The organism is Enterobacter cloacae complex sp. 382A5 (assembly GCF_050031095.1).
GTDB classification, from domain to species: Bacteria; Pseudomonadota; Gammaproteobacteria; order Enterobacterales; family Enterobacteriaceae; genus Enterobacter; species Enterobacter cloacae.
In genome coordinates this window covers 2,263,675-2,283,985 of record NZ_JBLGVK010000001.1, presented here as the reverse complement: position 1 = coordinate 2,283,985, position 20,311 = coordinate 2,263,675, and the positions used below count along the sequence as shown (strand labels likewise).

Here is a 20,311-nt window from a genome sequence, read left to right as displayed (position 1 = left end):
AAAATGAATAATACTAACCACCTTATTCACGAATCGAGAATGCTATGGATTTAACTCAGCTTGAAATGTTTAACGCCGTAGCCCTGACCGGCAGCATTACCCAGGCGGCGCAGAAAGTGCATCGCGTTCCGTCTAACCTCACCACCCGCATCCGCCAGCTTGAGGCCGATCTCGGCGTTGAGTTGTTTATCCGGGAGAGCCAGCGTTTGCGCTTATCTCCCGCCGGGCACAACTTTCTGCGCTACAGTAAGCAGATCCTGGCGCTGGTTGACGAGGCGCGCATGGTTGTCGCCGGTGATGAGCCTCAGGGGTTATTTGCCCTTGGCGCCCTGGAGAGCACCGCCGCCGTGCGGATCCCGGAAAGTCTGGCGGCGTTTAACCAGCGTTATCCGCGCATTCAGTTCGCGCTCTCTACCGGCCCGTCCGGAACGATGATTGACGGCGTTCTGGAAGGCACCTTAAGCGCGGCGTTTGTCGACGGGCCACTTTCACACCCGGAGCTGGAAGGCATGCCGGTCTACCGGGAAGAGATGATGCTGGTCACCCCCGCCGGACATGCGGAGGTGACGCGCGCCGCGCAGGTAAGCGGCAGCGACGTCTACGCGTTTCGCGCGAACTGTTCGTATCGACGTCATCTGGAAAGCTGGTTTCACGCAGACCGCGCCACGCCCGGGCGGATCCATGAGATGGAGTCGTATCACGGTATGCTCGCCTGCGTGATTGCAGGGGCGGGTATTGCGCTAATGCCCCGCTCCATGCTGGAGAGCATGCCGGGGCATCATCAAGTAGAAGCGTGGCCGCTGGCGGAGAACTGGCGCTGGCTGACCACCTGGCTGGTGTGGCGTCGTGGGGCGATGACCCGCCAGCTCGAAGCGTTTATAGCGCTGCTAAACGAACGTCGACAACCAGAGCCTTCTCCATAAACAGGCTCAGCGGATCGTCGACATACGGCGCAAACGCCGGACGGCGTTCATATCCGCACTGTTCATACAGGCGAATGGCGGCGTGTTGCTTGATCCCTGTCTCCAGGCGCACGGTGTGGCAGTGACGACTCAGGGCTTCATCCTCAAGGGCAGCAAGCAGCTTCTCGCCCAGATGTTGCCCGCGATGGGCCGGATCGATATAGACCCGTTTCATCTCCCCGGTACCGTCGCCATTAAGCACCACGGCGCCACATCCCACGGCCTGCAGCTGCGGGTCGCGAATGATCATCAGGATAAGCGAGGCTTCAGGCAGCGCAGCCAGATCGAGCAGATGATTGCTTTCAGCGGGATAGAGTTCGCTCTGATAACGGTCAAGCGCCGCGATCAGCTTGAGGATGTCCGGATGACGGGCAGATTCAGAGGTAATGGAATACATGGCAGGCTCCTTGCTTTTTTTGTGAGGCCAGGCTTCAACATAGCGTCTGCCATCTGTTCGGACTTCATAGTTTTAACTTATGTCATGACGCCAGCGTCAGGCGGGTCTCAAGCTGTTCCAGCTGGTTCCGGGCCGCTTCATCCAGCCTGCTGTCGGTGACGATATCCGTCAGGGTGTTCAGGTGCGCCACATTAAACAGCGACCAGGCACCGTACTTAGAGCTGTCTGCCAGCAGCACCCGCCGTTTTGCATTGGCTATTAAATCCCGCTTCAGCGCGGCCTTCTCTTCCGTAGGCGACGTGATACCGCGGGTAATATCCCAGCCATTACAGCTGACAAAAGCCACATCAGGCCAGACATTCTGCAACAGCCGACGCCCGTGCTCACCAATACAGGACTGGCTCGAATCATCGATACGGCCGCCAATAATCGTCACTTCAATCTGTTTAAACTCAGAGAGAAACAGCGCAATGTGCAGATCGCTGGTGATGACGCGAAGCGGCAGATGCGTGAGCTGACGCGCGAGTTCAATCATTGTGGTACCGGCATCCAGCACAATGGCATCCCCCGCTTTCACAAAGCTCGCGGCCGCGCTGGCGATGGCATGTTTTTCTGCCAGACTGCGCTGCATTTTTTCGGACGTGGTCGGCTGGGAAGGAATAAACCGGTTAAGAGTCACGCCGCCGTGGGTTCGGCTGATGACGCCCTCCTGGTCAAGCTTAATCAGGTCGCGGCGGATCGTCGCCGGTGAGGCATCGGTGATCGCCACCAGCTGATCCACCGTGACCAGGTTGTGCCCTTTGAGGTAATCCATTATCTGCTCTAACCGGTTATATCCCTTCATATTATTCCCGTGTAATTTGCATAGCCAACTGAATAGACACCGTCATGCTCTCCGACCTGGCTTTACCGGTCCATGCAATATCGAACGCGGTTCCGTGGTCTGCAGAGGTGCGGATAAACGGCAATCCGGCGGTGATATTCACCCCGTCGTAAAAGCCGAGCAATTTTAGCGGAATATGCCCCTGATCGTGATACATCGCAACGACCATGTCATACATTCCTTCGTGGCATTGCATAAATACCGTATCCGGCGGGCACGGTCCGGTGACGTTGACCCCCTGCGCTTTCATCGCTGCAACGGCCGGGCCAACAATCGTGATCTCTTCATCGCCAAACAGGCCATTTTCTCCCGCATGCGGGTTCACGCCCGCAACCGCAATACGAGGTGCGCTAAAGCCCACCCGTTTCAGGAAGGTATCCGCAATGCCGATGACGGTTTTTACCCGATCCTGATTGAGCGTATCAAGGAATTTACGCAGCGCAATATGGGTCGTGATATGAATGACCTTCAGCCGATCGGTGTACAGCACCATAGCGTAGTCTTTGCTGTGCGTCAGATGGGCCAGCAGCTCGGTATGCCCGGGGTAGTGATGTCCGGCCAGATGCAGCGCTTCTTTATTCAGTGGCGCCGTGGCAACCGCTTTTACGTCCCCCGCCATCGCCAGTTCCGTCGCGCGCTTCACGCAGCGATAGGCTAAATCCCCCGCCTGAGCCTGGACCACGCCGGGCTTCAGGGCATCAGGGTCGGCCAGCGGTTCGTCCAGCACGTTAATCACGTTGGGGGCGAAACGGGCCTCGCTGACCTGCCTGATGATATGGATGTCAGCCTGCCCCACGATCCCATCACCCAGCACCCGCCTGAGCGTGCGGGCACAGCCCACCACGACAACCGGGGCTCCCGTTAATTCGCTCCCGGTGAGAGATTTGATAATGATCTCCGGGCCAATGCCCGCCGGGTCACCCATGGTTACAGCAATAATGTTAGTCACTCAGTCTCTCCTCGATAAAATGCAACACCTCAAGCAGCGTCTCTTCTTTTCCGAAGCCCCCTGCTTTGGTCATTACCGGCTGGTGCCAGGCACAACCCAGAAATTTGCCGTAAGGGACGCATCCTGCGACGCGCCCTGTAATTTCAAATCCTTGCGCATCAAGCGCGCTGGCGACGGCCATTGCCACATCGCCGCCTGAGACATACAACGCATCCGGCGGACATGCCGTCAGTGCCTCTCGGGTAATCTTCCCCAGGAAGGCGCAGATCGTTTCACCCAGTTCGGTCCGGGTCATTTGATACTGCGCGCAAAGCCGTTTAACCTGATGTCGCGCCTCATGGTCCGGGCAGGTATGAACGATGCAGTGACGGCCCGCCTTCAGGGCCTGCGTGATGCGCATGAGCGCGTTCGCCGTCTCCCCCTTCAGCACATCATTAACATCAATAAACACCGACGAAACCGCAGGCTCTGCAGCGGCCAGCGCAATCTGGCGCTGAGCGATCTCACTCATTGATCCCACCACCGCCAGCAACTGCTGACGCTTCACGGGGGCGAGATGGCGTGCCAGCGCATCACATAACCCGGCCGATCCGACCAGCAGCGGCGTCTGCGGGCAGGTCAGCGCGGCGGCAATAATGGCGTCCAGATCCTCGTCACACTGGGCATCGACGATGAGCCACTCCGTTCCCTGCGCCAGTTCGGCTGCCAGCGTGTTTACCGTTACGGATTGACAACTCACGTCGGTAAACAGGTCAGCAATCGTGGCAGACGGGACGGGCGTTTTCGGATCGCTGGCGAATTCGGTTTCATCCACCGGAATGCCGTTCACCAGACACCTGCCGTGGCGTGTGATCCGGTCTGCCGCAGGATACGCCGGCGCCACAATCACCTGCCGTTTGCCGCTTACTGCCTTAAGGACGCCTGTTTCTGCCCCTACGTTGCCGCGCAGCGTGGAATCAATCTTTTTGATGAGCCAGCGCGCAGCCGCGATATCCGCCCCCAGTACGGCCACTTTTTCGGCCGCCTCTGCTGCCCGCAGTGCACGGGAATCGGTATTAATAACCAGTGCATCCACCGGCTGGGTAAAGGGGGTGTGGAATGCCACGCTGACCTTCTTACCGCTCAGCGCCAGGCTGACACCCGCATCGTTTGCCCCGGTAAAGTCATCTGCAACGACAACGACGTCTTTGAACAGGTTGTTCTCTTTCATTCCCACTCCGGGCTCGTTTTTCCTGTTAATGATTATATTCAATCATGATTGATTATATGTGAGCAAGATCAAGTTAATCAGTTTGCGAATAAATTATAAATTTAGCCACACGATGACCATGAAGCGTCTTAATTGAGCGAATTTAATCATGGACACAAAGACAGGAGAAAAGCGTGGTAACCCTCAACAGCACCATTATTAGCGGCGCAAATGCGCTCGCCGCCATCAGGCCATTACTCACCGATAACGCGCAGCTCTTGCTGGTTACGGACGGCAACATTGCGCGTCTGGAGGCGGCAACACAGATCCGTTCAATTCTTGAAGAGGGCAACCGCCGCGTCACGGTGATTGACACGGTGCCGCCTGAACCCTCCCACCACGATGTCAGCCAGTTGCTCGCGGGGTTAAACAGCGGATCGTTTGATGTCGTGGTCGGGATCGGCGGCGGCAGCGTACTGGATGTGGCGAAACTGCTCTCCGTGCTTTGTCACCCGCTGTCACCGGGGCTGGACAGCCTGCTGGCAGGGGTAAAACCGGTGGCACGCATCTCCTCACTTCTGATCCCCGCCACCGCCGGAACCGGGTCAGAAGCCACGCCGAACGCTATTCTGGCGATACCGGAGCAAAACACGAAGGTCGGTATTATCTCTCCGGTCCTGCTGCCCGATTACGTCGCCCTGCTGCCGGAACTGACCACCAGCATGCCCGCGCATATTGCCTCCTCCACCGGCATCGATGCCCTGTGCCATCTGATTGAGTGCTTCACCGCCACGGTCGCCAACCCGGTCAGCGATAACGCGGCGTTGACCGGGCTCGCTAAGCTGCTGAAGAACATTGAAACGGCCTGCGCTGAGCCGGGCAACCTGCTGGCAAAGCTGGAAATGCTGTGGGCCTCTTATTACGGCGGGGTCGCGATTGCGCATGCCGGCACACACCTGGTTCACGCCCTGTCTTATCCGCTTGGCGGGAAATATCACCTGCCGCACGGCGTGGCCAACGCCATTCTTCTGGCGCCCTGCATGAGGGTGGTTCGTCCCCACTGCGTGACAAAATTTGCGCAGGTGTGGGATCTCGTGCCAGGCGCGGACAGCAGCCTGTCCGATGACGAAAAATCTCACGCGCTGGTGGAGTACTTTGCCGCGCTGGTTCGTCGGCTCAACCTGCCGGACAACCTTGAGTCCCTGGGCGTGCCGCGCGAAGACATCGCTTCCCTGAGCGATGCCGCCCTGAACGTTAAACGGTTAATGAACAATGCCCCCTGTCAGGTGAGTCACGACGAGGTACAGGCGATTTACCGGACACTGTTTCCTGAACATGCATAGTCAAGGAGTAAGAAATGCGTAACAACATCAAGGGTGTGCTGACGGCCATCGTCACCCCCTTTGACGCGGAAGGCGAACTCAACCTTCCCGGCTTAACGCGGCAGGTCGCCCGGCAGCTGGACGCCGGAAACGGCATTTTTTGCGGCGGAACCAACGGCGAGTTCTTTGTCCTGAACGAAGCGGAAAAAATCGTGGTCACCCGGACCTGTGTGGAAACCGTCGCCGGACGCGCGCCCGTCGTGGCGCATATTGGCGAAATCTCCACCCGCGACACCATCCGGCTGGGAAAACAGATCGCCGCGCTGGGTGTGGATGCGGTTTCCGTCATCACCCCTTACTTCGTGCCGCTGAAACAGTCTGAACTCATCGCACACTACACCGCCGTCGCTGACGCGCTAACCGTACCGGTCTTTCTGTACAACATTCCGGCGCGGACCGGCAACACCCTTGAGCCCGCCACGGTACGGGCGCTGGCCGAACACCCCAACATCTCAGGTATTAAAGACAGTGCCGGGAGCTATGAAAGCCTGCGCGGTTTTCTCAACGCGGTAAGCGACATTGACGGGTTCGACGTGCTGAACGGACCAGATTCACTGATCCATCAGGGCTTCGTCGAGGGATGTTCAGCCTGTATTTCCGGGCTGGCAAACGTGGCGCCAGCGGCGATCAACGCCATCTGGTCACGCTTTAACGCGGGTGATGTTGAAGGTTCCCGGCAGGCGCAGGAGCGCGTCACCCGGCTCCGCACCGAGCTGTACAGCGTGGCGTTTTCCCCTGCCTCGGTTAAAAAGGCCCTGCAAATCATGGGCGAGGATGTCGGAGAGAGTCGCTATGCCGTGGCGTTTAGCGAGCAGCAGTGCCAACAGATTCGCCAGATAGTGACAACGTCACTTAGCTAAACGGCGTTGGTTTCGTCAATAAGAATACCGGGTACCTGAGGTGCCCAGGATTCACTCGCCCTGAAGAGAGGCAAAGATGAATAATTTTACCGCTGAAGATACCCTGATCATTGTGGGCATAGTCATTGCCTACATCCTGTTCACCACCTGGCTGACCTTCCGGATCCGCAGTAAAAACTCCGGGGACTTTATGGAAGGCTCCCGCGCGATGCCGGCGTTTATTGTCGGGATCCTGCTGATGTCTGAGTATATCGGCGCTAAATCCACCATCGGCACCGCGCAGGCGGCGTTTGAGGACGGGTTTGCTGCGTCATGGTCCGTCATCGGTGCCGCGATTGGCTTTCCGCTTTTTGGTCTGTTACTGGTAAAACGCATATACAACACCGGGAAAATCACCATCTCGGGTGCGATTGCTGAAAAGTACGGTAACAGCACCAAAAACATTATCTCCCTCATCATGATCTACGCTCTGCTGCTGGTGAACGTGGGGAATTACGTCAGTGGCGCAGCAGCCATTTCTACCGTACTGAAAGTCAATCTGCCCGTTGCCGCTTTCATTACGGCTATCGTCAGTACCTTCTATTTCGCCTTCGGCGGCATGAAGGGCGTGGCGTGGGTTACCGTGCTGCACAGTGCGCTGAAATACTTCGGCATTCTGGCCATTATGGGTTTTGCGTTATCCAAAACCGGCGGTTTCACGCCGATGATCGAAAACATGCCGGATTTCTACTGGACCTGGGATGGCAACATCGGCGCGTCGACCATTTTCGCGTGGCTTATCGGCACCATTGGCTCCATCTTCTGCACCCAGTTTGTGATCCAGGCCATCTCCTCCACTAAAGATGTTAAATCGGCTAAACGCTCCACCTGGGTCGCGTTCTTCTTCTGCCTGCCGATCGCGCTGGCCATTGCGGTGATTGGCGTGGCGGCAAAATACCTGCATCCGGAGATCGACAGCCTGTATGCGATGCCGATTTTCCTGCAGGATATGAACCCGTGGCTGGCCGGTCTGGTCACCACCTCTCTGGTGGCGTCCATCTTCGTCAGCGTCAGTACCGTGGCGCTCGCCATTGCCTCCCTGGTGGTCAAAGATTTCTACGTGCCGATGCGCAACCCGACCCCCGAGCAGGAGTTTAAAGCTACCCGCTGGATCTCCCTGCTGATTGGTTTCCTGCCGCTGATTTTTGTTCTGCTGGTGCCTGAAGTGCTGAAGCTGTCGTTCTTTACCCGCGCCATTCGTCTGTCGATTTCCGTCGTGGCGGTCATCGCGTTCTACGCCCCGTTCTTCCGCAGTACTCGCGGAGCCAATGCCGGGCTGATCGGCGCCTGCGTCGTGACCTCTGTCTGGTATCTGCTGGGCGATCCGTTTGGCATTAACAATATGTACATCGCCCTGCTGACCCCTGCGGTCATCATGGTCATCGACCGTCTCATTCCGGGAAAGGCACAGGGTAAAGCGCCAACCCCCGTTGAAAACAATGGAGTCTGATATGTCTGTAACCGTAACCCGCGACGGGATTATTCGCCCACAACAGGATACGCGCGTGAAGGCGGCCATGCTGCCTTCCACCTGCCCACAAAACCACGCGGCAAATCTGCTGCCGCTGCCGGATGGTTCGCTGATGTGCGTCTGGTTTGGCGGTACCCAGGAGGGTATTGCGGATATCTCTGTGTGGGGTTCGCGCCTGTCACCGGGAAGCCAGCAGTGGAGTGAGGCAGAAAAACTGTCGGATGATGCCACGCGCTCCGAACAGAACCCGGTTCTGTTCCTGGCACCCGATAACGTGCTGTGGCTGCTGTGGACCGCGCAGATGTCCGGCAACCAGGACACCGCTATTGTGCGCTATCGCCAGTCCCGGGATCTGGGTAAAACCTGGGGGGGCATCGCGACCCTGCTCGATAAACCCGGCACCTTTATTCGTCAGCCGATTGTCGTGCTGGAGAACGGTAACTGGCTGCTGCCGGTGTTTTACTGCCGCACCCGGCCGGGTGAGAAATGGGTCGGTAACGATGACATCAGCGCGGTGAAAATCTCCGAAGACGGGGGCAAAACCTGGCGTGATGTCGAGGTGCCGGACAGCCTGGGCTGCGTCCATATGAATATCACCCCGCTGCGCAATGGCACCCTGGTTGCCCTGTTCCGCAGCCGCTGGGCGGATAACATTTATTACAGCCAGTCAACGGATAACGGCGAAAGCTGGTCCGTGCCGGAGCCCACGGTATTACCTAACAACAACTCCTCTATCCAGGTGACAACGCTTGCCAGTGGCGAGCTGGCGCTGGTGTTTAACCTCATGAGCGCCGCCGGGGCGCAGGAGCGTCGCACCTCGCTGTACGATGAAATTGACGATGGCGATGGCCGTAAAGAGCCGGTTGTAACCCACGGTCGGGCCGCCTTCTGGGGTGCCCCGCGTGCGCCGATGACCGTCGCCATTTCGCCGGACGGAGGCAAAAGCTGGCCGTGGCAACGGCATCTGGACGAGGGAGACGGCTACTGCATGACTAACAACTCTCTGGAGAAACTGAACCGTGAGTTTTCCTATCCGAGCATTAAACAGAGCCCGGATGGCAGCCTGCATATCGCCTACACCTACTTTCGACAGGCCATAAAATACGTGCGGGTGACGCCCGAGTGGGTCAAGGAGTCAGCATGATTATCGGACATCTCGACGCCCTGCCGCTGGCAGGGTTACCTCCAGTGTTGTATGCCCTGCTGTCCCGCCCGGACTGCACGCTGCAGGCGCTTAGCGAACGCGATGACGGCCGCTGGCAGCCGGACAATGCCCCCTGGTTTTGCCAGATTGGTCCGGCGCAGACGCAGCCGCGCGCGGAGCGGCATACGGAGTACCATCACCAGTGGGCGGATATTCAGGTTGTGCTGGCGGGAGAAGAACTCATCTATGCCGGCGCGCGCCCTGTTGGCAAGCCGGATGACGAAGAGCGTAAAGCGGACCTGTTCATTGCCAGCTCATCGGCACACAGCGTCGGGATCCGCCTTGGCGCGGGTGACTTTGCGGTCTTTTCTCCCGGAGAACCACACCAGGCGCTATGCGCCAGCGGCGCGCCGATGACCGTGCGCAAAGCGGTGTTTAAAGTTCCTCGTTCAATGCAGGAGGTCTGATATGCGTCACGCCGTCGTGACCGGAGCCAGCTCCGGAATTGGTGAGGCTATCGTTAAGCGTTTACTGGCGGAAGGCTGGCAGGTCACCGGACTCAGCCGCCGCGCCGTGATGCCGGATACCCCTGGCTTTACGGGGTTACGCGTAGATATCACCGACCCTGAGGCGCTGAACAGCGCCCTGCACGCCATCGCGACACCGCAGGCGGTGATCCATGCCGCCGGGATGATGGCCGCCGCCCCACTGGGGCAACTGGAAAGCAGGGTTGGCGCGTCACTGTGGCAACTGCACGTCCAGGCCTGCGAAGCCCTGTTTAACCATTTCGCGCCCGCTATGGCCGCCGGTGGACGATTTGTGGCGATTGGCAGCAGAACCTCCCGCGGGGCGGCAGGTCGTTCACAGTATGTTGCCACCAAGGCGGCGATGACAGGGATGGTCAGAAGCTGGGCGGCGGAACTGGCCCCGCGTGGGATCACCGCGAACGTGGTCGCGCCGGGCGCCACCCAAACGCCGATGCTTAGCGCACCGGGGCGAGAAAGTTCACCGCCTACCTGTCCGCCCATCGGCCGTCTTATCACGCCAGAAGAGGTCGCGGGACTGGTGAATTTCTTGCTCAGCGATGAAGCCGCCGCCATCACGGGCCAGGAGATGGTGATATGCGGCGGCGCCTCGCTCAGCTAGCGCAGGAAGATACGCCCTTTCAGATAGAGCGTCGCCTGGCCGCCAATCAGCACACGGTCGCCCTTCAGTTCGCAGCGCAGATCCCCGCCACGGTATGAAACCTGGCGGGCGTTCATCGACGTTTTGCCCAGCTTCTCGCTCCAGTACGGTATCAGCATGCTGTGCGTCGATCCGGTGACCGGATCTTCCGGTACCCCTTCGCCCGGGCAGAAGAAGCGGCTGACGAAGTCATACTCCTCTCCCGGTGCCGTCACGCAGACCATTTTCCCGAGCGGCGCCATCGCTCCAATATCCGGGGTTAAGGTCTCTACCTGTTGCTGGCTCTCCAGTACCACCATGTAATCCCGTCCGACGCGGACCTCTTTAGCCTGGTCTATCCCCAGCGCGCTGAACAGGCCCGGCGGGGGATTGTCGACCACCTCGGTCGACCACGCAGGGAAATTGAGCGTCAGCCAGTCGCCGCTGCGTTTCACCGTCAACTCACCCACGAAGCGCGTGGTGAAGGTGATTTCGGTATGCGGATAATCGAGGTATTCGAAAATCACGTGGGACGCTGCCAGCGTCGCGTGGCCGCAGAGGTTGATTTCATGCAGCGTGGTAAACCAGCGCAGCTCGAACCCGGTGTCGGTGCGTACGAAAAACGCCGTCTCAGACTGGTTATGCTGTTGCGCCATTTTGAGCAGCGTCTCATCCGAAAGCCACTCCTCCAGCGGGCATACCGCCGCTGCATTGCCGCCAAACGCCCTGTCGCTGAAGGCATCCACCAGATAAAAATCAATTTCCTGCATTGTCTTTTCCTCTGTTGTTATAGGTATCTAGCGCAGAAAAACTGTGCCTTTCAAATAGCATGACGCCTGTCCGCTCATCAGCACGCGCGAGCCTTTTAGCTCGCACCGCACGTCGCCGCCCCGCGCGGAAACCTGACGGGCAAACATCGTCGTTTTACCCAATTTTTCGCTCCAGTAAGGAATGAGCATGGTATGTGCAGAGCCGGTCACCGGATCTTCCCAGACGGCAACGCCGGGGGAAAAAAAGCGGCTGACGAAATCGTAATCCCCGTCGCCCCGCGCCGTAACGGCAACCTTATGTTCGCCAGGCGTCATGGCTGAAATTGTCGGTGCGAGTGCTTCAACCTGCTGGCGATCTTCCAGCACCACCACCCATGCGCGGCCTTTGCGGGCTTCAACGTAGCGGCGGATACCGAGCGCCGCGAGCATCTCCGGCGGGGGCGTCTCTTCATGCGTGGGACATGCCGGGAAATCCAGCGTCAGCCACTCCCCCTCCCGGCTCACCGTCAGGCGGCCAGAGGCCGTTTCGAAGTGGATCCGCGAGTCAGGATAGTCCAGCTCATTGAACAGAACGTACGCCGCAGCAAGCGTGGCGTGACCGCAAAGATTAACTTCGGTCAGCGTGGTAAACCAGCGTAGCTCAATGCCCCCTTTCGTACAGACGAAAAATGCGGTTTCCGACTGATTATGCTGTTGCGCCATTTTCAGTAACGTTTCGTCCGGCAGCCACGCCTTGAGCGGGCAAACGGCAGCCGGATTTCCGCCAAATGACACATTGCTAAACGCATCGACCAGATAAAAATCAATCTCCTGCACTGTCTTACCGCCTGTTTTTGTTGGAGTGTTCTTTTATATTCAATGAAAACCCTGCCTCCGGCTACCGCTTTCATAAGGTAAATATTGAGATCTGCATCACATAATGGTTGAGTTTTCGCCGTGCAAGGCTTTAAGATCGTCTCCTCTTCTTTTGCAACGAATCTCCGACATCCCTATGACAACGAACACAGTTTCCCGCAGGGTTGCGTGGCTACGCGTGGTCACGCTGGCTATTGCCGCGTTTATTTTCAACACCACAGAATTTGTTCCGGTTGGGCTGTTGTCTGACATCGCAGAGAGTTTCCAGATGGAAACGGCGCAGGTGGGCATTATGTTGACCATTTACGCCTGGGTGGTGGCGTTGATGTCGCTGCCGTTTATGCTGCTGACCAGCCAGATGGAGCGGCGTAAGCTACTGATCGGGCTGTTTGCGTTGTTTATCGCCAGCCACGTGCTGTCGTTCCTGGCGTGGAATTTTACGGTGCTGGTGTTAAGCCGCGTCGGGATCGCCTTTGCGCATGCCGTTTTCTGGTCGATTACCGCGTCGCTGGCTATCCGACTGGCACCGGCGGGGAAACGCGCCCAGGCGCTGAGCCTGATTGCCACCGGGACCGCGCTGGCGATGGTGCTGGGCCTGCCGATTGGCCGTATCGTGGGGCAATACTTCGGCTGGCGTACCACGTTCTTCGCCATTGGCATGGGAGCGCTGGTTACCCTGGTGTGTCTGGTGAAACTGCTGCCGAAGCTGCCAAGCGAACATTCCGGCTCACTGAAAAGCCTGCCGCTGTTGATGCGTCGCCCGGCCCTGCTGAGCATTTATCTGCTTACCGTTATTGTGGTCGCCGCCCACTATACGGCTTACAGCTATATCGAGCCGTTCGTTCAGGTGGTTGCCGGCTTTAGCGGCAATTTTGCCACCCTTCTCCTGCTGCTCCTGGGCGGGGCGGGCATTATTGGCAGTATTCTTTTCGGCAAGCTTGGCAATCAGCACGCTTCAGCGCTGGTGAGCAGCGCCATCGGTTTGCTGCTGGTATGTCTGCTGCTGCTGATGCCCGCCGCGGGCAGTGAAAGCCAGCTGGCAATCCTCAGCCTGTTCTGGGGTGTGGCGATCATGATTATCGGTCTCGGGATGCAGGTGAAAGTGCTGGCCCTCGCGCCGGATGCCACAGACGTGGCGATGTCGCTGTTCTCGGGCATTTTTAACCTGGGAATTGGCGCGGGTGCGCTGGTGGGCAATCAGGTGATTCTGCACGTATCCATGTCGGCGATTGGCTATCTGGGGGCCATTCCGGCGCTGGTGGCGCTTATCTGGTCGGTGTTGATCTTCCGTAAATGGCCGGTGGCGCTGGAGGAACAGGGGCAGCACGGGTGACGTCTGTTTGTGCCGGGTGGCGGCTACGCCTTACCCGGCCTACGAGACCAATTGGACTGTGAAATTAAATTGTGTTCAGCATTAATATTCCGCTTCTTCACTGCCACCCAAATAATAGTATCTGTCGTCGGTCATTTTGGTCTGGCAAGTATAGATGTCGGTTCTGACAGAGAGCGGCATTTGTTCTGATGATGCGTCGCTAATTTTCCCGCATTTTTTTGCTTTTTCGTTAATCCAGGCATTCTGTTCTTTTTTCATTGAGGTTTTAACAGAAGCAGGAAGTTGCTTCCAGAGGTCGTTCAGACGTTGATCGCTATCAGCAAAAATATATTTGGCATTATTTAATTTACTGATGAGTTCGTCCTTCTCGAGGTCGTTTTTATTCATAATAAGAATTGTTACCCCAGCCAATGATTCAGAAACATAATCCCTGTTTCCGTATTCATATGAAACAGAAATATCTTTACCGTTATCGGCCAGGGACATTGAATAGACAAATTTGTCCCACTGAACGCTGTTGTTAAGAATTTTACCATCGCCGTTAGTTATCCCTCCCAGTTGGTTCGGATGGGATCCAATGTAGCTCATGATATCTGCTGGCACGGTGAGTGAAACTTTAGCATTACAGCTAAGTATCGCTTTATTATCTTGATTGGTTTTTGTGGTGACGTTTTCTAAAACAAGCCCGATCTCATTCACTTTAGCAATGTAATCCTTAAGCGGTTTGTCATAGAATTTCGAAGGTGAAGAGATATATGTTTTCTGTAGTTTACTAACCGCATCATTTCTGATTTTCGACTGCGTAGCAGAAATAGCGTCTTCACGACCGCATTTAAAATCAGGTGTTGAATCGAACAGACCAGCGTTGGCATTTAATGCAAGAAACAAAGAACTTAAAGCAATAAGAGACGTTTTAGCACGCATATTCATATATCCTGAGAAGAAATGAGTGCAGTACGTTACTTTAAGTGGTAACACACGGCAAGCAAGGCAGTTGTTTTTTAACTCAGAAATAAGTGAAAGAAATAATTTTCAGAATTGATTTATATTCACATGAATTATCGATATAGGCGTAGGCCGGGTAAGCGCAGCGCCACCCGGCAATGACCTCAGTGGTAAGTCTTAATAATCTCCAGCACGCCGTTAATAATAAACTGCACGCCCATACATACCAGCAAGAACCCCATCAGACGGGAAATCGCCTCGATACCGCCTTTGCCGACCCAGCGCATAATTGCCCCGGAACTGCGCAATGATGCCCACACAATAATGCCGATCAGTGCAAATATCAGCGGTGGCGCTACGGTCACGACCCAGTCCGGAAACGTAGTGCCGTCACGTACCGTTGAGGCAGAACTGATGATCATCGCAATGGTCCCTGGCCCTGCCGTGCTCGGCATGGCTAGCGGTACAAAGGCGATATTCGCACTCGGTTCGGTCTCCAGCTCTTCGGATTTGCTCTTCGCTTCAGGCGATTCATGCGCTTTTTGCGCCGGAAACAGCATGCGGAAACCGATAAAGGCCACAATCAGCCCCCCGGCGATACGCAGGCCAGGGATGGAGATCCCGAAGGTATTCATCACCAGCTGACCGGCGTAGTAAGCCACCATCATGATGGCGAACACATACACTGAGGCCATCATCGACTGATGATTGCGCTCTGCGCTGTTCATATTCCCTGCCAGCCCGAGGAAAAGCGCTACCGTCGTTAACGGGTTGGCCAACGGCAGCAATACCACCAGCCCAAGACCAATTGCTTTTATCAAATCCAACATAGTGCGTCGTTGTCCTTATCCATGTTTATCACCGCAATTATAGGGTGAAAGTGTGACATTGAGCCATTCACGCAACGTAACGATTATTTTCATAAAGGAACGATAACCCTGCGTTATCTGTATGATTTGAAAGACCTCAACAAAAGTTCATGAAACGTTTTAGCAATTCGTGGCATCCGCAGATCCATTCAGTTGACTTATACTTGCCTGAGCAATAATATCTGCCGTGATTAAACTACTTGCCAGGGCAACCATTGTGAAAAGCACCAGTGATATCTTCAACGACGTTGTTCCGCTGGGTCGTCTTATTCATCTGGTTAATCAGAAAAAAGACCGCCTGCTGAATGACTATCTGTCGCCGCTGGATATCACCGCAACGCAGTTCAAAGTGCTGTGCTCCATTCGCTGCCAGGTGTGTATCACCCCGGTTGAGTTAAAAAAGGTGCTCTCTGTCGATCTGGGCGCGCTGACCCGCATGCTGGATCGTCTCGTCTGTAAAGGATGGATAGAACGAAGCCCTAACCCGAATGACAAGCGCGGCGTCCTGGTGACACTCACCAGCGACGGTGCGGATATGTGTGAACAATGTCATCAATTAGTAGGACAAACACTGCATCAGGAACTAACAAAAAACTTAACGGCAGAGGAAGTGGCAACGCTTGAGCTTTTGCTTAAGAAAATACTGCCGTAAACAGAAAAAGAGGTATGACGATGTCCAGACGCAATACTGACGCTATCACTATTCATAGCATTTTGGACTGGATCGAAGATAACCTGGAATCGCCGCTCTCCCTTGAAAAAGTGTCTGAGCGTTCAGGTTACTCCAAATGGCACCTGCAACGGATGTTTAAAAAAGAGACCGGTCATTCATTAGGTCAATATATTCGCAGCCGCAAGCTGACGGAAATTGCCCAAAAACTGAAAGAAAGCAATGAACCGATCCTTTATCTGGCGGAGCGATACGGGTTTGAATCGCAACAGACCCTGACGCGTACGTTTAAGAACTACTTCGACGTGCCGCCTCATAAGTATCGCATCACCAGCGTGCCGGGTGAATCCCGATACCTTTATCCGCTAAAACATTGTAGTTAATCATCGCCTGTAAAGACGTAACCGAGGAAATCATGAACGTTACCGCCTCCGCCGCCCTCGCCTTGCTGGTGCTCTTTTCCAGCCAGACCTTCGCGGAGCAACCCCCTCGTGCAACGCAGCAAAATAATCATGACACGATGATTTTGCCGTCAGCACATAGCCAGTCCCCTTATGATTTCAACCACATGGGGTCTGGTAGCGACAAATCCGACGAATTAGGCGTGCCTTATTATAATCAGCACGGCTTCTGATTCGTTTTGCCCCGCCGATGCGGGGCTTTTTTCTGCCCTAATTCCGCACTCGCGCCGCCCGACGCACGCGTAAGCCAAACACGTTGATATACAGCCCGGCCATGATCAGCACCGCGCCGAGCAGCTGTAATGCACTCAGTTTCTCATCCAGCAGGATTGCAGCGCTGGCCAGCCCGACGACCGGCACCAGCAGCGATAACGGCGCCACGCGCCAGGTTTCGTACCGCCCCAGCAGAGAACCCCAGACCCCGTACCCGATAATGGTGGCGACAAACGCCAGGTAGACCAGCGACAGAATAGTGGTGAGATCGATCTCAACCAGACTCGTCAGCATCACCGCCGGGCCATCAAAAATCAGCGAGGCCACCATAAACGGCACAATCGGGATCAGCGCGCTCCAGACCACCAGCGACATGACCTGCGGGCGTGTTTCATGCTGCATGATCAGCTTGTTGAAAATATTGCCGCAGGCCCAGCTCAGCCCCGCTGCCAGCGTCAGCATAAAGCCCAGCAACGCCACGTGTTGACCATTCAGGCTGGCCTCAATCAGCACCAGCACGCCAAACACGGCCAGAGTGATCCCCGCCAGCTGTTTGCCCTGTAAACGCTCGCCAAAAACAAACGCACCAAGAATGATGGTGAAGAACGCCTGCGCCTGCAGCACCAGCGAGGCAAGACCGGCAGGCATACCGAACTTAATGGCGCAGAACAGAAATGCAAACTGGCCAAAGCTGATGGTCAGGCCATAACCCAGCAGGAGCGTTAGCGGGATTTTCGGGCGGGCAACAAAAAACAGTGCCGGGAAGGCGACCAACATAAAGCGCAAACCGGCCAACATCAGCGGGGGCATGTTATGCAACCCCACTTTGATGACCACAAAATTAAGTCCCCATACGATGACCACCAGCAGTGCCAGCAATCCGTCTTTACGCGTCATACCCTGCCCCTGAATTATTAATAATTTGTTAACACTTCAAGGTAACAGAAAAAAGTGCGTCGCGAGAAGATCATTAATTCTGGCAGGCAGTTGAAGCACTTACGGATAAATTGGGCGCTATACAAGCCTCTTATGTCGTGATACTCCTTTTAGGACACACTATAAAAAAGCATAAGCATTTGTCGGGCAGGAATATGAAACCATCTCTCAGGCGCTCAACCGCAGCGCTGCTGGCATCGTCATTGTTATTAACCATCGGTCGTGGCGCCACGCTGCCGTTTATGACTATTTATCTCACGCGCGTGTTTAACATGAGCGTCGAGAATATTGGTTATGCCCTGACCATTGCCTTGACCATCGGCGTGGTATTCAGCCTGGGGTTTGGCATTCTGGCCGATAAGTTCGATAAAAAGCGCTACATGCTGATCGCGATTGTGGCGTTTATCGCCGGTTTTGTGGCGATCCCGCTGGTCAATAACGTCACCCTGGTGGTGCTGTTCTTTTCGTTAATCAACTGTGCCTATTCTGTGTTCTCGACGGTGCTGAAAGCCTGGTTCTCCGACGTGCTGACCTCCAGTGAAAAAGCCCGCGTTTTTTCGCTGAACTACAGTTTTTTGAACATCGGCTGGACGATCGGGCCGCCTCTTGGCACGTTTCTGGTGATGTACAGCCTGCAGCTGCCGTTCTGGCTGGCCGCGTTCTGTGCCGCTCTGCCGCTGGGGTTTATCCATTTCTTTGTGCAAAAAAGCGTTGCGTTAGATATCGCGGAGCAGAAGACAACGTGGCAGCCGTCGGTTTTGCTGAAAGACCGCGCGCTGTTCTGGTATACGCTCTCTGGCCTGCTCGCGTCATACGTCGGCGGGTCGTTCGCGAGCTGTATTTCGCAGTATGTTCTGGCCGCACATGCAGACAGTGATTTCGCCGAAAAGGTGGTCGCCGTGGTTCTGCCCGTCAATGCCGCCGTGGTGGTGACGCTGCAGTACGCACTCGGACGCAAAATCTCTGCCAGCAATATTCGCCCGTTGATGACGGCCGCCACCCTGTTTTTTATCGTGGGGTTGGGTGGCTTTATGATCTCCGGAGAAAACCTGATTTACTGGGGCATCGCCGCCGCCATCTTTACGCTGGGTGAGATTATTTATGCACCGGGTGAATATATGCTGATCGACAACATCGCCCCGCCGGGTATGAAAGCAAGCTACTTCTCCGCTCAGGCGCTGGGCTGGCTCGGCGCGGCGGCCAACCCGATGATCACCGGCATCATCCTGACCCATTTGCCGCACTGGTCGCTGTTTATGATTATGATGGCGGCTATCGTTATTGCCTGGCTGATGATCCTGCGTGGAATGAGCGTGAAGCGTGAAGATTGCGTGTCGGGTAGCGCTGCGCTTACCCGACCTACAAAACCCTGATCGCAGGCCGGGTAAGGCGTAGCCGCCACCCGGCAACAGCAACAGCCTAGTGGTGCAGCATCTCCTCCACCACCTGCTCTTTGTACATCTCGTTTGGATAATAGGTCGGCCAGTTATCCATCTCTTTCAGCAGTGCCTCGTGGGAGGTATTGCCCATAAAGATGTGGAAGTGGGATGAGGCTTTTGGCGCAATGGTGTGGTCGCTGAACTGAACAAACTTCGGTGCCTTGCTGCCCGCGTCCTTACACTCAAACAGATAGCGAACACCTTTTTTGCCTGACGCGTAGGTCAGAATTTTGTACCCGCTGTAATCATACTGACAGCGGCTGACCTCTTTACCTTTATGGAATTCCATGACGTTATTTTCGATGCCGATAGCCTCCACATCGGTGGCGTACCCCGTGCGGTAATAGGCTTTGATCTCGTCGAACGTTTTATTGTCCTTCTGCGCCTTCTTTCTGAAGACCGGATCCAGCGAGCCATCCAGCAGGAAGGGATAAACGGACTGCCAGGTGCCGTCCCAGTCGGACAGTTTCCGGTCCTTAACGTCTTTGTCCGCAAACACGCCGTTTGCCGCCTTTTGCTCCGCTTCGGTCATCTGGTGACCGTGTGAGTGGGCAAACAGCTGGCCGCTGACCAGCAGCGCCCCCAGAGTCATCGCAAATTTTCCAATATGTGCAGCCACAACAGTATCCTCACTCCGTTTTTATAAGAATGAGGATGTTATATTATAACATTTCAGATCGCAACCTGTCCGCGAACGCCCTCCTGCGCCATGTTTTCTCCCCGTCCTCGCTGGATAATGGTGCCGCGAGACATGAGCAGATAGCTGTCTGCCAGCGCTGCCGCAAAGTCATAAAACTGCTCCACAAGCAGGATCGCCATGTCCCCCCGGTCTGCAAGCTGGCGGATCACGTGGCCAATCTCTTTGATTACCGAGGGCTGAATGCCTTCGGTAGGTTCATCGAGGATCAGCAGCTGCGGACGGCTCGCCAGTGCGCGACCTATCGCCAGCTGCTGCTGTTGTCCGCCAGAGAGATCGCCTCCGCGTCGATGCTTCATCTCTTTTAATACCGGGAAAAGCTGCCAGATTTCCTCCGGGACATGTTTTGCTTCGTGGGCTGAGAAGCGCGTGAGCCCCATGAGCAGATTCTCTTCCACGGTTAAGCGCGGGAAAATCTCACGTCCCTGCGGTACATACGCCACACCAGACTGCACCCGCTGGTGCGGCTTGCTGTGGGTGATCTTTTTCCCCTGCCAGATAACCTCACCCGTTTTCGCCGGGATCAGCCCCATCAGACACTTCAGCAGCGTGGTTTTACCCACGCCATTGCGCCCCAGCAGGCAGGTCACTTCGCCGGTGATGGCCTCAAAGCTCACGCCGCGCAGAATATGACTTCCACCGTAATATTGATTCAGTTCGTTAACCTGTAACATCAAGGCTCC

The 20,311-nt window shown here is 55.9% G+C and carries 23 protein-coding genes; 12 read left to right on the top strand and 11 right to left on the bottom strand.

Annotated elements, in window-relative coordinates:
- Nucleotides 1–44: 44 nt before the first annotated feature.
- Entirely contained in the window at nucleotides 45–923 is an 879-nt protein-coding gene (gene ptrR, locus ACQG2G_RS10825) for a putrescine utilization regulator PtrR (RefSeq protein WP_013096613.1), read from the top strand.
- Here ptrR and ACQG2G_RS10820 read toward each other — a convergent pair.
- From ACQG2G_RS10820 to dtnK, 4 genes are all read right to left on the bottom strand, one after another.
- On the bottom strand, nucleotides 877–1,359 hold the full coding sequence (locus ACQG2G_RS10820) for a GNAT family N-acetyltransferase (protein WP_045294042.1): 483 nt from the start codon (nucleotides 1,357–1,359) through the stop codon (nucleotides 877–879). The two genes, ptrR and ACQG2G_RS10820, sit on opposite strands and share 47 nt — an antisense overlap.
- Nucleotides 1,360–1,441: 82 nt before the next feature.
- Nucleotides 1,442–2,203: a DeoR/GlpR family DNA-binding transcription regulator gene (locus tag ACQG2G_RS10815; protein ID WP_061771834.1), complete on the bottom strand. Its 762-nt coding sequence runs from the start codon at nucleotides 2,201–2,203 to the stop codon at nucleotides 1,442–1,444.
- A 1-nt stretch (nucleotide 2,204) separates the two neighbouring features.
- Nucleotides 2,205–3,191, bottom strand: a complete 987-nt coding sequence (locus ACQG2G_RS10810; RefSeq protein ID WP_061771835.1) for a D-threonate 4-phosphate dehydrogenase — start codon at nucleotides 3,189–3,191, stop codon at nucleotides 2,205–2,207.
- Nucleotides 3,184–4,401 (bottom strand): D-threonate kinase, encoded by a 1,218-nt coding sequence (gene dtnK, locus ACQG2G_RS10805; RefSeq protein ID WP_061771836.1) that lies wholly within the window; start codon nucleotides 4,399–4,401, stop codon nucleotides 3,184–3,186. The genes ACQG2G_RS10810 and dtnK overlap by 8 nt, the downstream gene beginning before the upstream one ends.
- Before the next feature lie 173 nt (nucleotides 4,402–4,574).
- Between dtnK and ACQG2G_RS10800 the strand changes: the two genes are divergently transcribed.
- The 6 genes from ACQG2G_RS10800 to ACQG2G_RS10775 all read left to right on the top strand — a co-directional run bounded on the left by ACQG2G_RS10800 (nucleotide 4,575) and on the right by ACQG2G_RS10775 (nucleotide 10,422).
- Nucleotides 4,575–5,723, top strand: coding sequence for an iron-containing alcohol dehydrogenase (locus ACQG2G_RS10800; protein WP_094084610.1), 1,149 nt, complete (start codon nucleotides 4,575–4,577; stop codon nucleotides 5,721–5,723).
- Between the two features lie 14 nt (nucleotides 5,724–5,737).
- A complete protein-coding gene (locus ACQG2G_RS10795; RefSeq protein ID WP_061772920.1) occupies nucleotides 5,738–6,622 on the top strand; it encodes a dihydrodipicolinate synthase family protein in 885 nt (294 codons plus the stop codon).
- 76 nt (nucleotides 6,623–6,698) lie between these two features.
- Nucleotides 6,699–8,111 (top strand): sodium:solute symporter family protein, encoded by a 1,413-nt coding sequence (locus ACQG2G_RS10790; RefSeq protein WP_013096620.1) that lies wholly within the window; start codon nucleotides 6,699–6,701, stop codon nucleotides 8,109–8,111.
- Nucleotide 8,112: 1 nt separating this feature from the next.
- Nucleotides 8,113–9,276 (top strand): sialidase family protein, encoded by a 1,164-nt coding sequence (locus ACQG2G_RS10785; protein ID WP_155022122.1) that lies wholly within the window; start codon nucleotides 8,113–8,115, stop codon nucleotides 9,274–9,276.
- Nucleotides 9,273–9,743: a YhcH/YjgK/YiaL family protein gene (locus ACQG2G_RS10780; RefSeq protein WP_248766890.1), complete on the top strand. Its 471-nt coding sequence runs from the start codon at nucleotides 9,273–9,275 to the stop codon at nucleotides 9,741–9,743. Before ACQG2G_RS10785 ends, ACQG2G_RS10780 begins: the two co-directional genes overlap by 4 nt.
- A 1-nt stretch (nucleotide 9,744) precedes the next feature.
- The gene (locus tag ACQG2G_RS10775) at nucleotides 9,745–10,422 is read left to right on the top strand and encodes an SDR family NAD(P)-dependent oxidoreductase (protein ID WP_095427392.1); all 678 of its coding nucleotides are present in this window, start codon (nucleotides 9,745–9,747) and stop codon (nucleotides 10,420–10,422) included.
- Here the strand turns inward: ACQG2G_RS10775 and ACQG2G_RS10770 are convergent.
- Both ACQG2G_RS10770 and ACQG2G_RS10765 read right to left on the bottom strand, forming a co-directional pair.
- Nucleotides 10,419–11,210 carry a PhzF family phenazine biosynthesis protein gene (locus ACQG2G_RS10770; RefSeq protein ID WP_095455197.1) on the bottom strand — a complete coding sequence of 264 codons (792 nt, stop codon included), beginning with the start codon at nucleotides 11,208–11,210 and terminating at the stop codon, nucleotides 10,419–10,421. The genes ACQG2G_RS10775 and ACQG2G_RS10770 overlap by 4 nt on opposite strands.
- Nucleotides 11,211–11,237: 27 nt before the next feature.
- Nucleotides 11,238–12,026, bottom strand: a complete 789-nt coding sequence (locus ACQG2G_RS10765; RefSeq protein ID WP_020688617.1) for a PhzF family phenazine biosynthesis protein — start codon at nucleotides 12,024–12,026, stop codon at nucleotides 11,238–11,240.
- A gap of 175 nt (nucleotides 12,027–12,201) precedes the next feature.
- Between ACQG2G_RS10765 and ACQG2G_RS10760 the strand changes: the two genes are divergently transcribed.
- Complete coding sequence (locus ACQG2G_RS10760) at nucleotides 12,202–13,398, top strand: sugar transporter (protein ID WP_061772925.1); 1,197 nt, start codon at nucleotides 12,202–12,204, stop codon at nucleotides 13,396–13,398.
- Nucleotides 13,399–13,479: 81 nt separating this feature from the next.
- On the opposite strand, the gene ACQG2G_RS10755 is transcribed toward ACQG2G_RS10760, so the two are convergent.
- Complete coding sequence (locus tag ACQG2G_RS10755; RefSeq protein ID WP_061772926.1) at nucleotides 13,480–14,322, bottom strand: lysozyme inhibitor LprI family protein; 843 nt, start codon at nucleotides 14,320–14,322, stop codon at nucleotides 13,480–13,482.
- 185 nt (nucleotides 14,323–14,507) lie between these two features.
- On the bottom strand, nucleotides 14,508–15,173 hold the full coding sequence (locus ACQG2G_RS10750) for a MarC family NAAT transporter (RefSeq protein WP_013096626.1): 666 nt from the start codon (nucleotides 15,171–15,173) through the stop codon (nucleotides 14,508–14,510).
- A 256-nt stretch (nucleotides 15,174–15,429) separates the two neighbouring features.
- Between ACQG2G_RS10750 and marR the strand changes: the two genes are divergently transcribed.
- The 3 genes from marR to marB are packed head-to-tail and all read left to right on the top strand — an operon-like array spanning nucleotide 15,430 to nucleotide 16,516.
- Nucleotides 15,430–15,864: a multiple antibiotic resistance transcriptional regulator MarR gene (gene marR / locus ACQG2G_RS10745; RefSeq protein WP_013096627.1), complete on the top strand. Its 435-nt coding sequence runs from the start codon at nucleotides 15,430–15,432 to the stop codon at nucleotides 15,862–15,864.
- A gap of 20 nt (nucleotides 15,865–15,884) precedes the next feature.
- A complete protein-coding gene (gene marA, locus ACQG2G_RS10740; protein ID WP_008502237.1) occupies nucleotides 15,885–16,265 on the top strand; it encodes an MDR efflux pump AcrAB transcriptional activator MarA in 381 nt (126 codons plus the stop codon).
- Between the two features lie 32 nt (nucleotides 16,266–16,297).
- Nucleotides 16,298–16,516, top strand: coding sequence for a multiple antibiotic resistance protein MarB (gene marB / locus ACQG2G_RS10735; protein WP_013096628.1), 219 nt, complete (start codon nucleotides 16,298–16,300; stop codon nucleotides 16,514–16,516).
- 37 nt (nucleotides 16,517–16,553) lie between these two features.
- Here the strand turns inward: marB and eamA are convergent, their stop codons facing one another.
- Nucleotides 16,554–17,453, bottom strand: coding sequence for an O-acetylserine/cysteine exporter (gene eamA / locus ACQG2G_RS10730; protein WP_061772927.1), 900 nt, complete (start codon nucleotides 17,451–17,453; stop codon nucleotides 16,554–16,556).
- Nucleotides 17,454–17,647: 194 nt separating this feature from the next.
- On the opposite strand from eamA, the gene ydeE reads away from it, so the two are divergent.
- Nucleotides 17,648–18,865: an efflux MFS transporter YdeE gene (ydeE, locus tag ACQG2G_RS10725; protein ID WP_061772928.1), complete on the top strand. Its 1,218-nt coding sequence runs from the start codon at nucleotides 17,648–17,650 to the stop codon at nucleotides 18,863–18,865.
- A gap of 46 nt (nucleotides 18,866–18,911) precedes the next feature.
- Here ydeE and zinT read toward each other — a convergent pair whose 3' ends face one another.
- Together zinT and urtE are read right to left on the bottom strand one after the other, a co-directional pair.
- Complete coding sequence (gene zinT / locus ACQG2G_RS10720; RefSeq protein ID WP_013096631.1) at nucleotides 18,912–19,550, bottom strand: metal-binding protein ZinT; 639 nt, start codon at nucleotides 19,548–19,550, stop codon at nucleotides 18,912–18,914.
- 53 nt (nucleotides 19,551–19,603) lie between these two features.
- Nucleotides 19,604–20,302 (bottom strand): urea ABC transporter ATP-binding subunit UrtE, encoded by a 699-nt coding sequence (urtE, locus tag ACQG2G_RS10715; protein WP_348595842.1) that lies wholly within the window; start codon nucleotides 20,300–20,302, stop codon nucleotides 19,604–19,606.
- Between the last annotated feature and the right edge of the window lie 9 nt (nucleotides 20,303–20,311).

What these genes read in the sequence shown, in the direction of transcription:
- ptrR (WP_013096613.1), top strand. Translation starts at nt 45, where the DNA reads ATGGATTTAACTCAGCTTGAAATGTTTAACGCCGTAGCCCTGACCGGC.
- ACQG2G_RS10820 (WP_045294042.1), bottom strand. Translation starts at nt 1,359, where the DNA reads ATGTATTCCATTACCTCTGAATCTGCCCGTCATCCGGACATCCTCAAG.
- ACQG2G_RS10815 (WP_061771834.1), bottom strand. Translation starts at nt 2,203, where the DNA reads ATGAAGGGATATAACCGGTTAGAGCAGATAATGGATTACCTCAAAGGG.
- dtnK (WP_061771836.1), bottom strand. Translation starts at nt 4,401, where the DNA reads ATGAAAGAGAACAACCTGTTCAAAGACGTCGTTGTCGTTGCAGATGAC.
- ACQG2G_RS10795 (WP_061772920.1), top strand. Translation starts at nt 5,738, where the DNA reads ATGCGTAACAACATCAAGGGTGTGCTGACGGCCATCGTCACCCCCTTT.
- ACQG2G_RS10790 (WP_013096620.1), top strand. Translation starts at nt 6,699, where the DNA reads ATGAATAATTTTACCGCTGAAGATACCCTGATCATTGTGGGCATAGTC.
- ACQG2G_RS10785 (WP_155022122.1), top strand. Translation starts at nt 8,113, where the DNA reads ATGTCTGTAACCGTAACCCGCGACGGGATTATTCGCCCACAACAGGAT.
- ACQG2G_RS10780 (WP_248766890.1), top strand. Translation starts at nt 9,273, where the DNA reads ATGATTATCGGACATCTCGACGCCCTGCCGCTGGCAGGGTTACCTCCA.
- ACQG2G_RS10775 (WP_095427392.1), top strand. Translation starts at nt 9,745, where the DNA reads ATGCGTCACGCCGTCGTGACCGGAGCCAGCTCCGGAATTGGTGAGGCT.
- ACQG2G_RS10770 (WP_095455197.1), bottom strand. Translation starts at nt 11,210, where the DNA reads ATGCAGGAAATTGATTTTTATCTGGTGGATGCCTTCAGCGACAGGGCG.
- ACQG2G_RS10760 (WP_061772925.1), top strand. Translation starts at nt 12,202, where the DNA reads ATGACAACGAACACAGTTTCCCGCAGGGTTGCGTGGCTACGCGTGGTC.
- ACQG2G_RS10755 (WP_061772926.1), bottom strand. Translation starts at nt 14,322, where the DNA reads ATGCGTGCTAAAACGTCTCTTATTGCTTTAAGTTCTTTGTTTCTTGCA.
- ACQG2G_RS10750 (WP_013096626.1), bottom strand. Translation starts at nt 15,173, where the DNA reads ATGTTGGATTTGATAAAAGCAATTGGTCTTGGGCTGGTGGTATTGCTG.
- marA (WP_008502237.1), top strand. Translation starts at nt 15,885, where the DNA reads ATGTCCAGACGCAATACTGACGCTATCACTATTCATAGCATTTTGGAC.
- marB (WP_013096628.1), top strand. Translation starts at nt 16,298, where the DNA reads ATGAACGTTACCGCCTCCGCCGCCCTCGCCTTGCTGGTGCTCTTTTCC.
- eamA (WP_061772927.1), bottom strand. Translation starts at nt 17,453, where the DNA reads ATGACGCGTAAAGACGGATTGCTGGCACTGCTGGTGGTCATCGTATGG.
- ydeE (WP_061772928.1), top strand. Translation starts at nt 17,648, where the DNA reads ATGAAACCATCTCTCAGGCGCTCAACCGCAGCGCTGCTGGCATCGTCA.
- urtE (WP_348595842.1), bottom strand. Translation starts at nt 20,302, where the DNA reads ATGTTACAGGTTAACGAACTGAATCAATATTACGGTGGAAGTCATATT.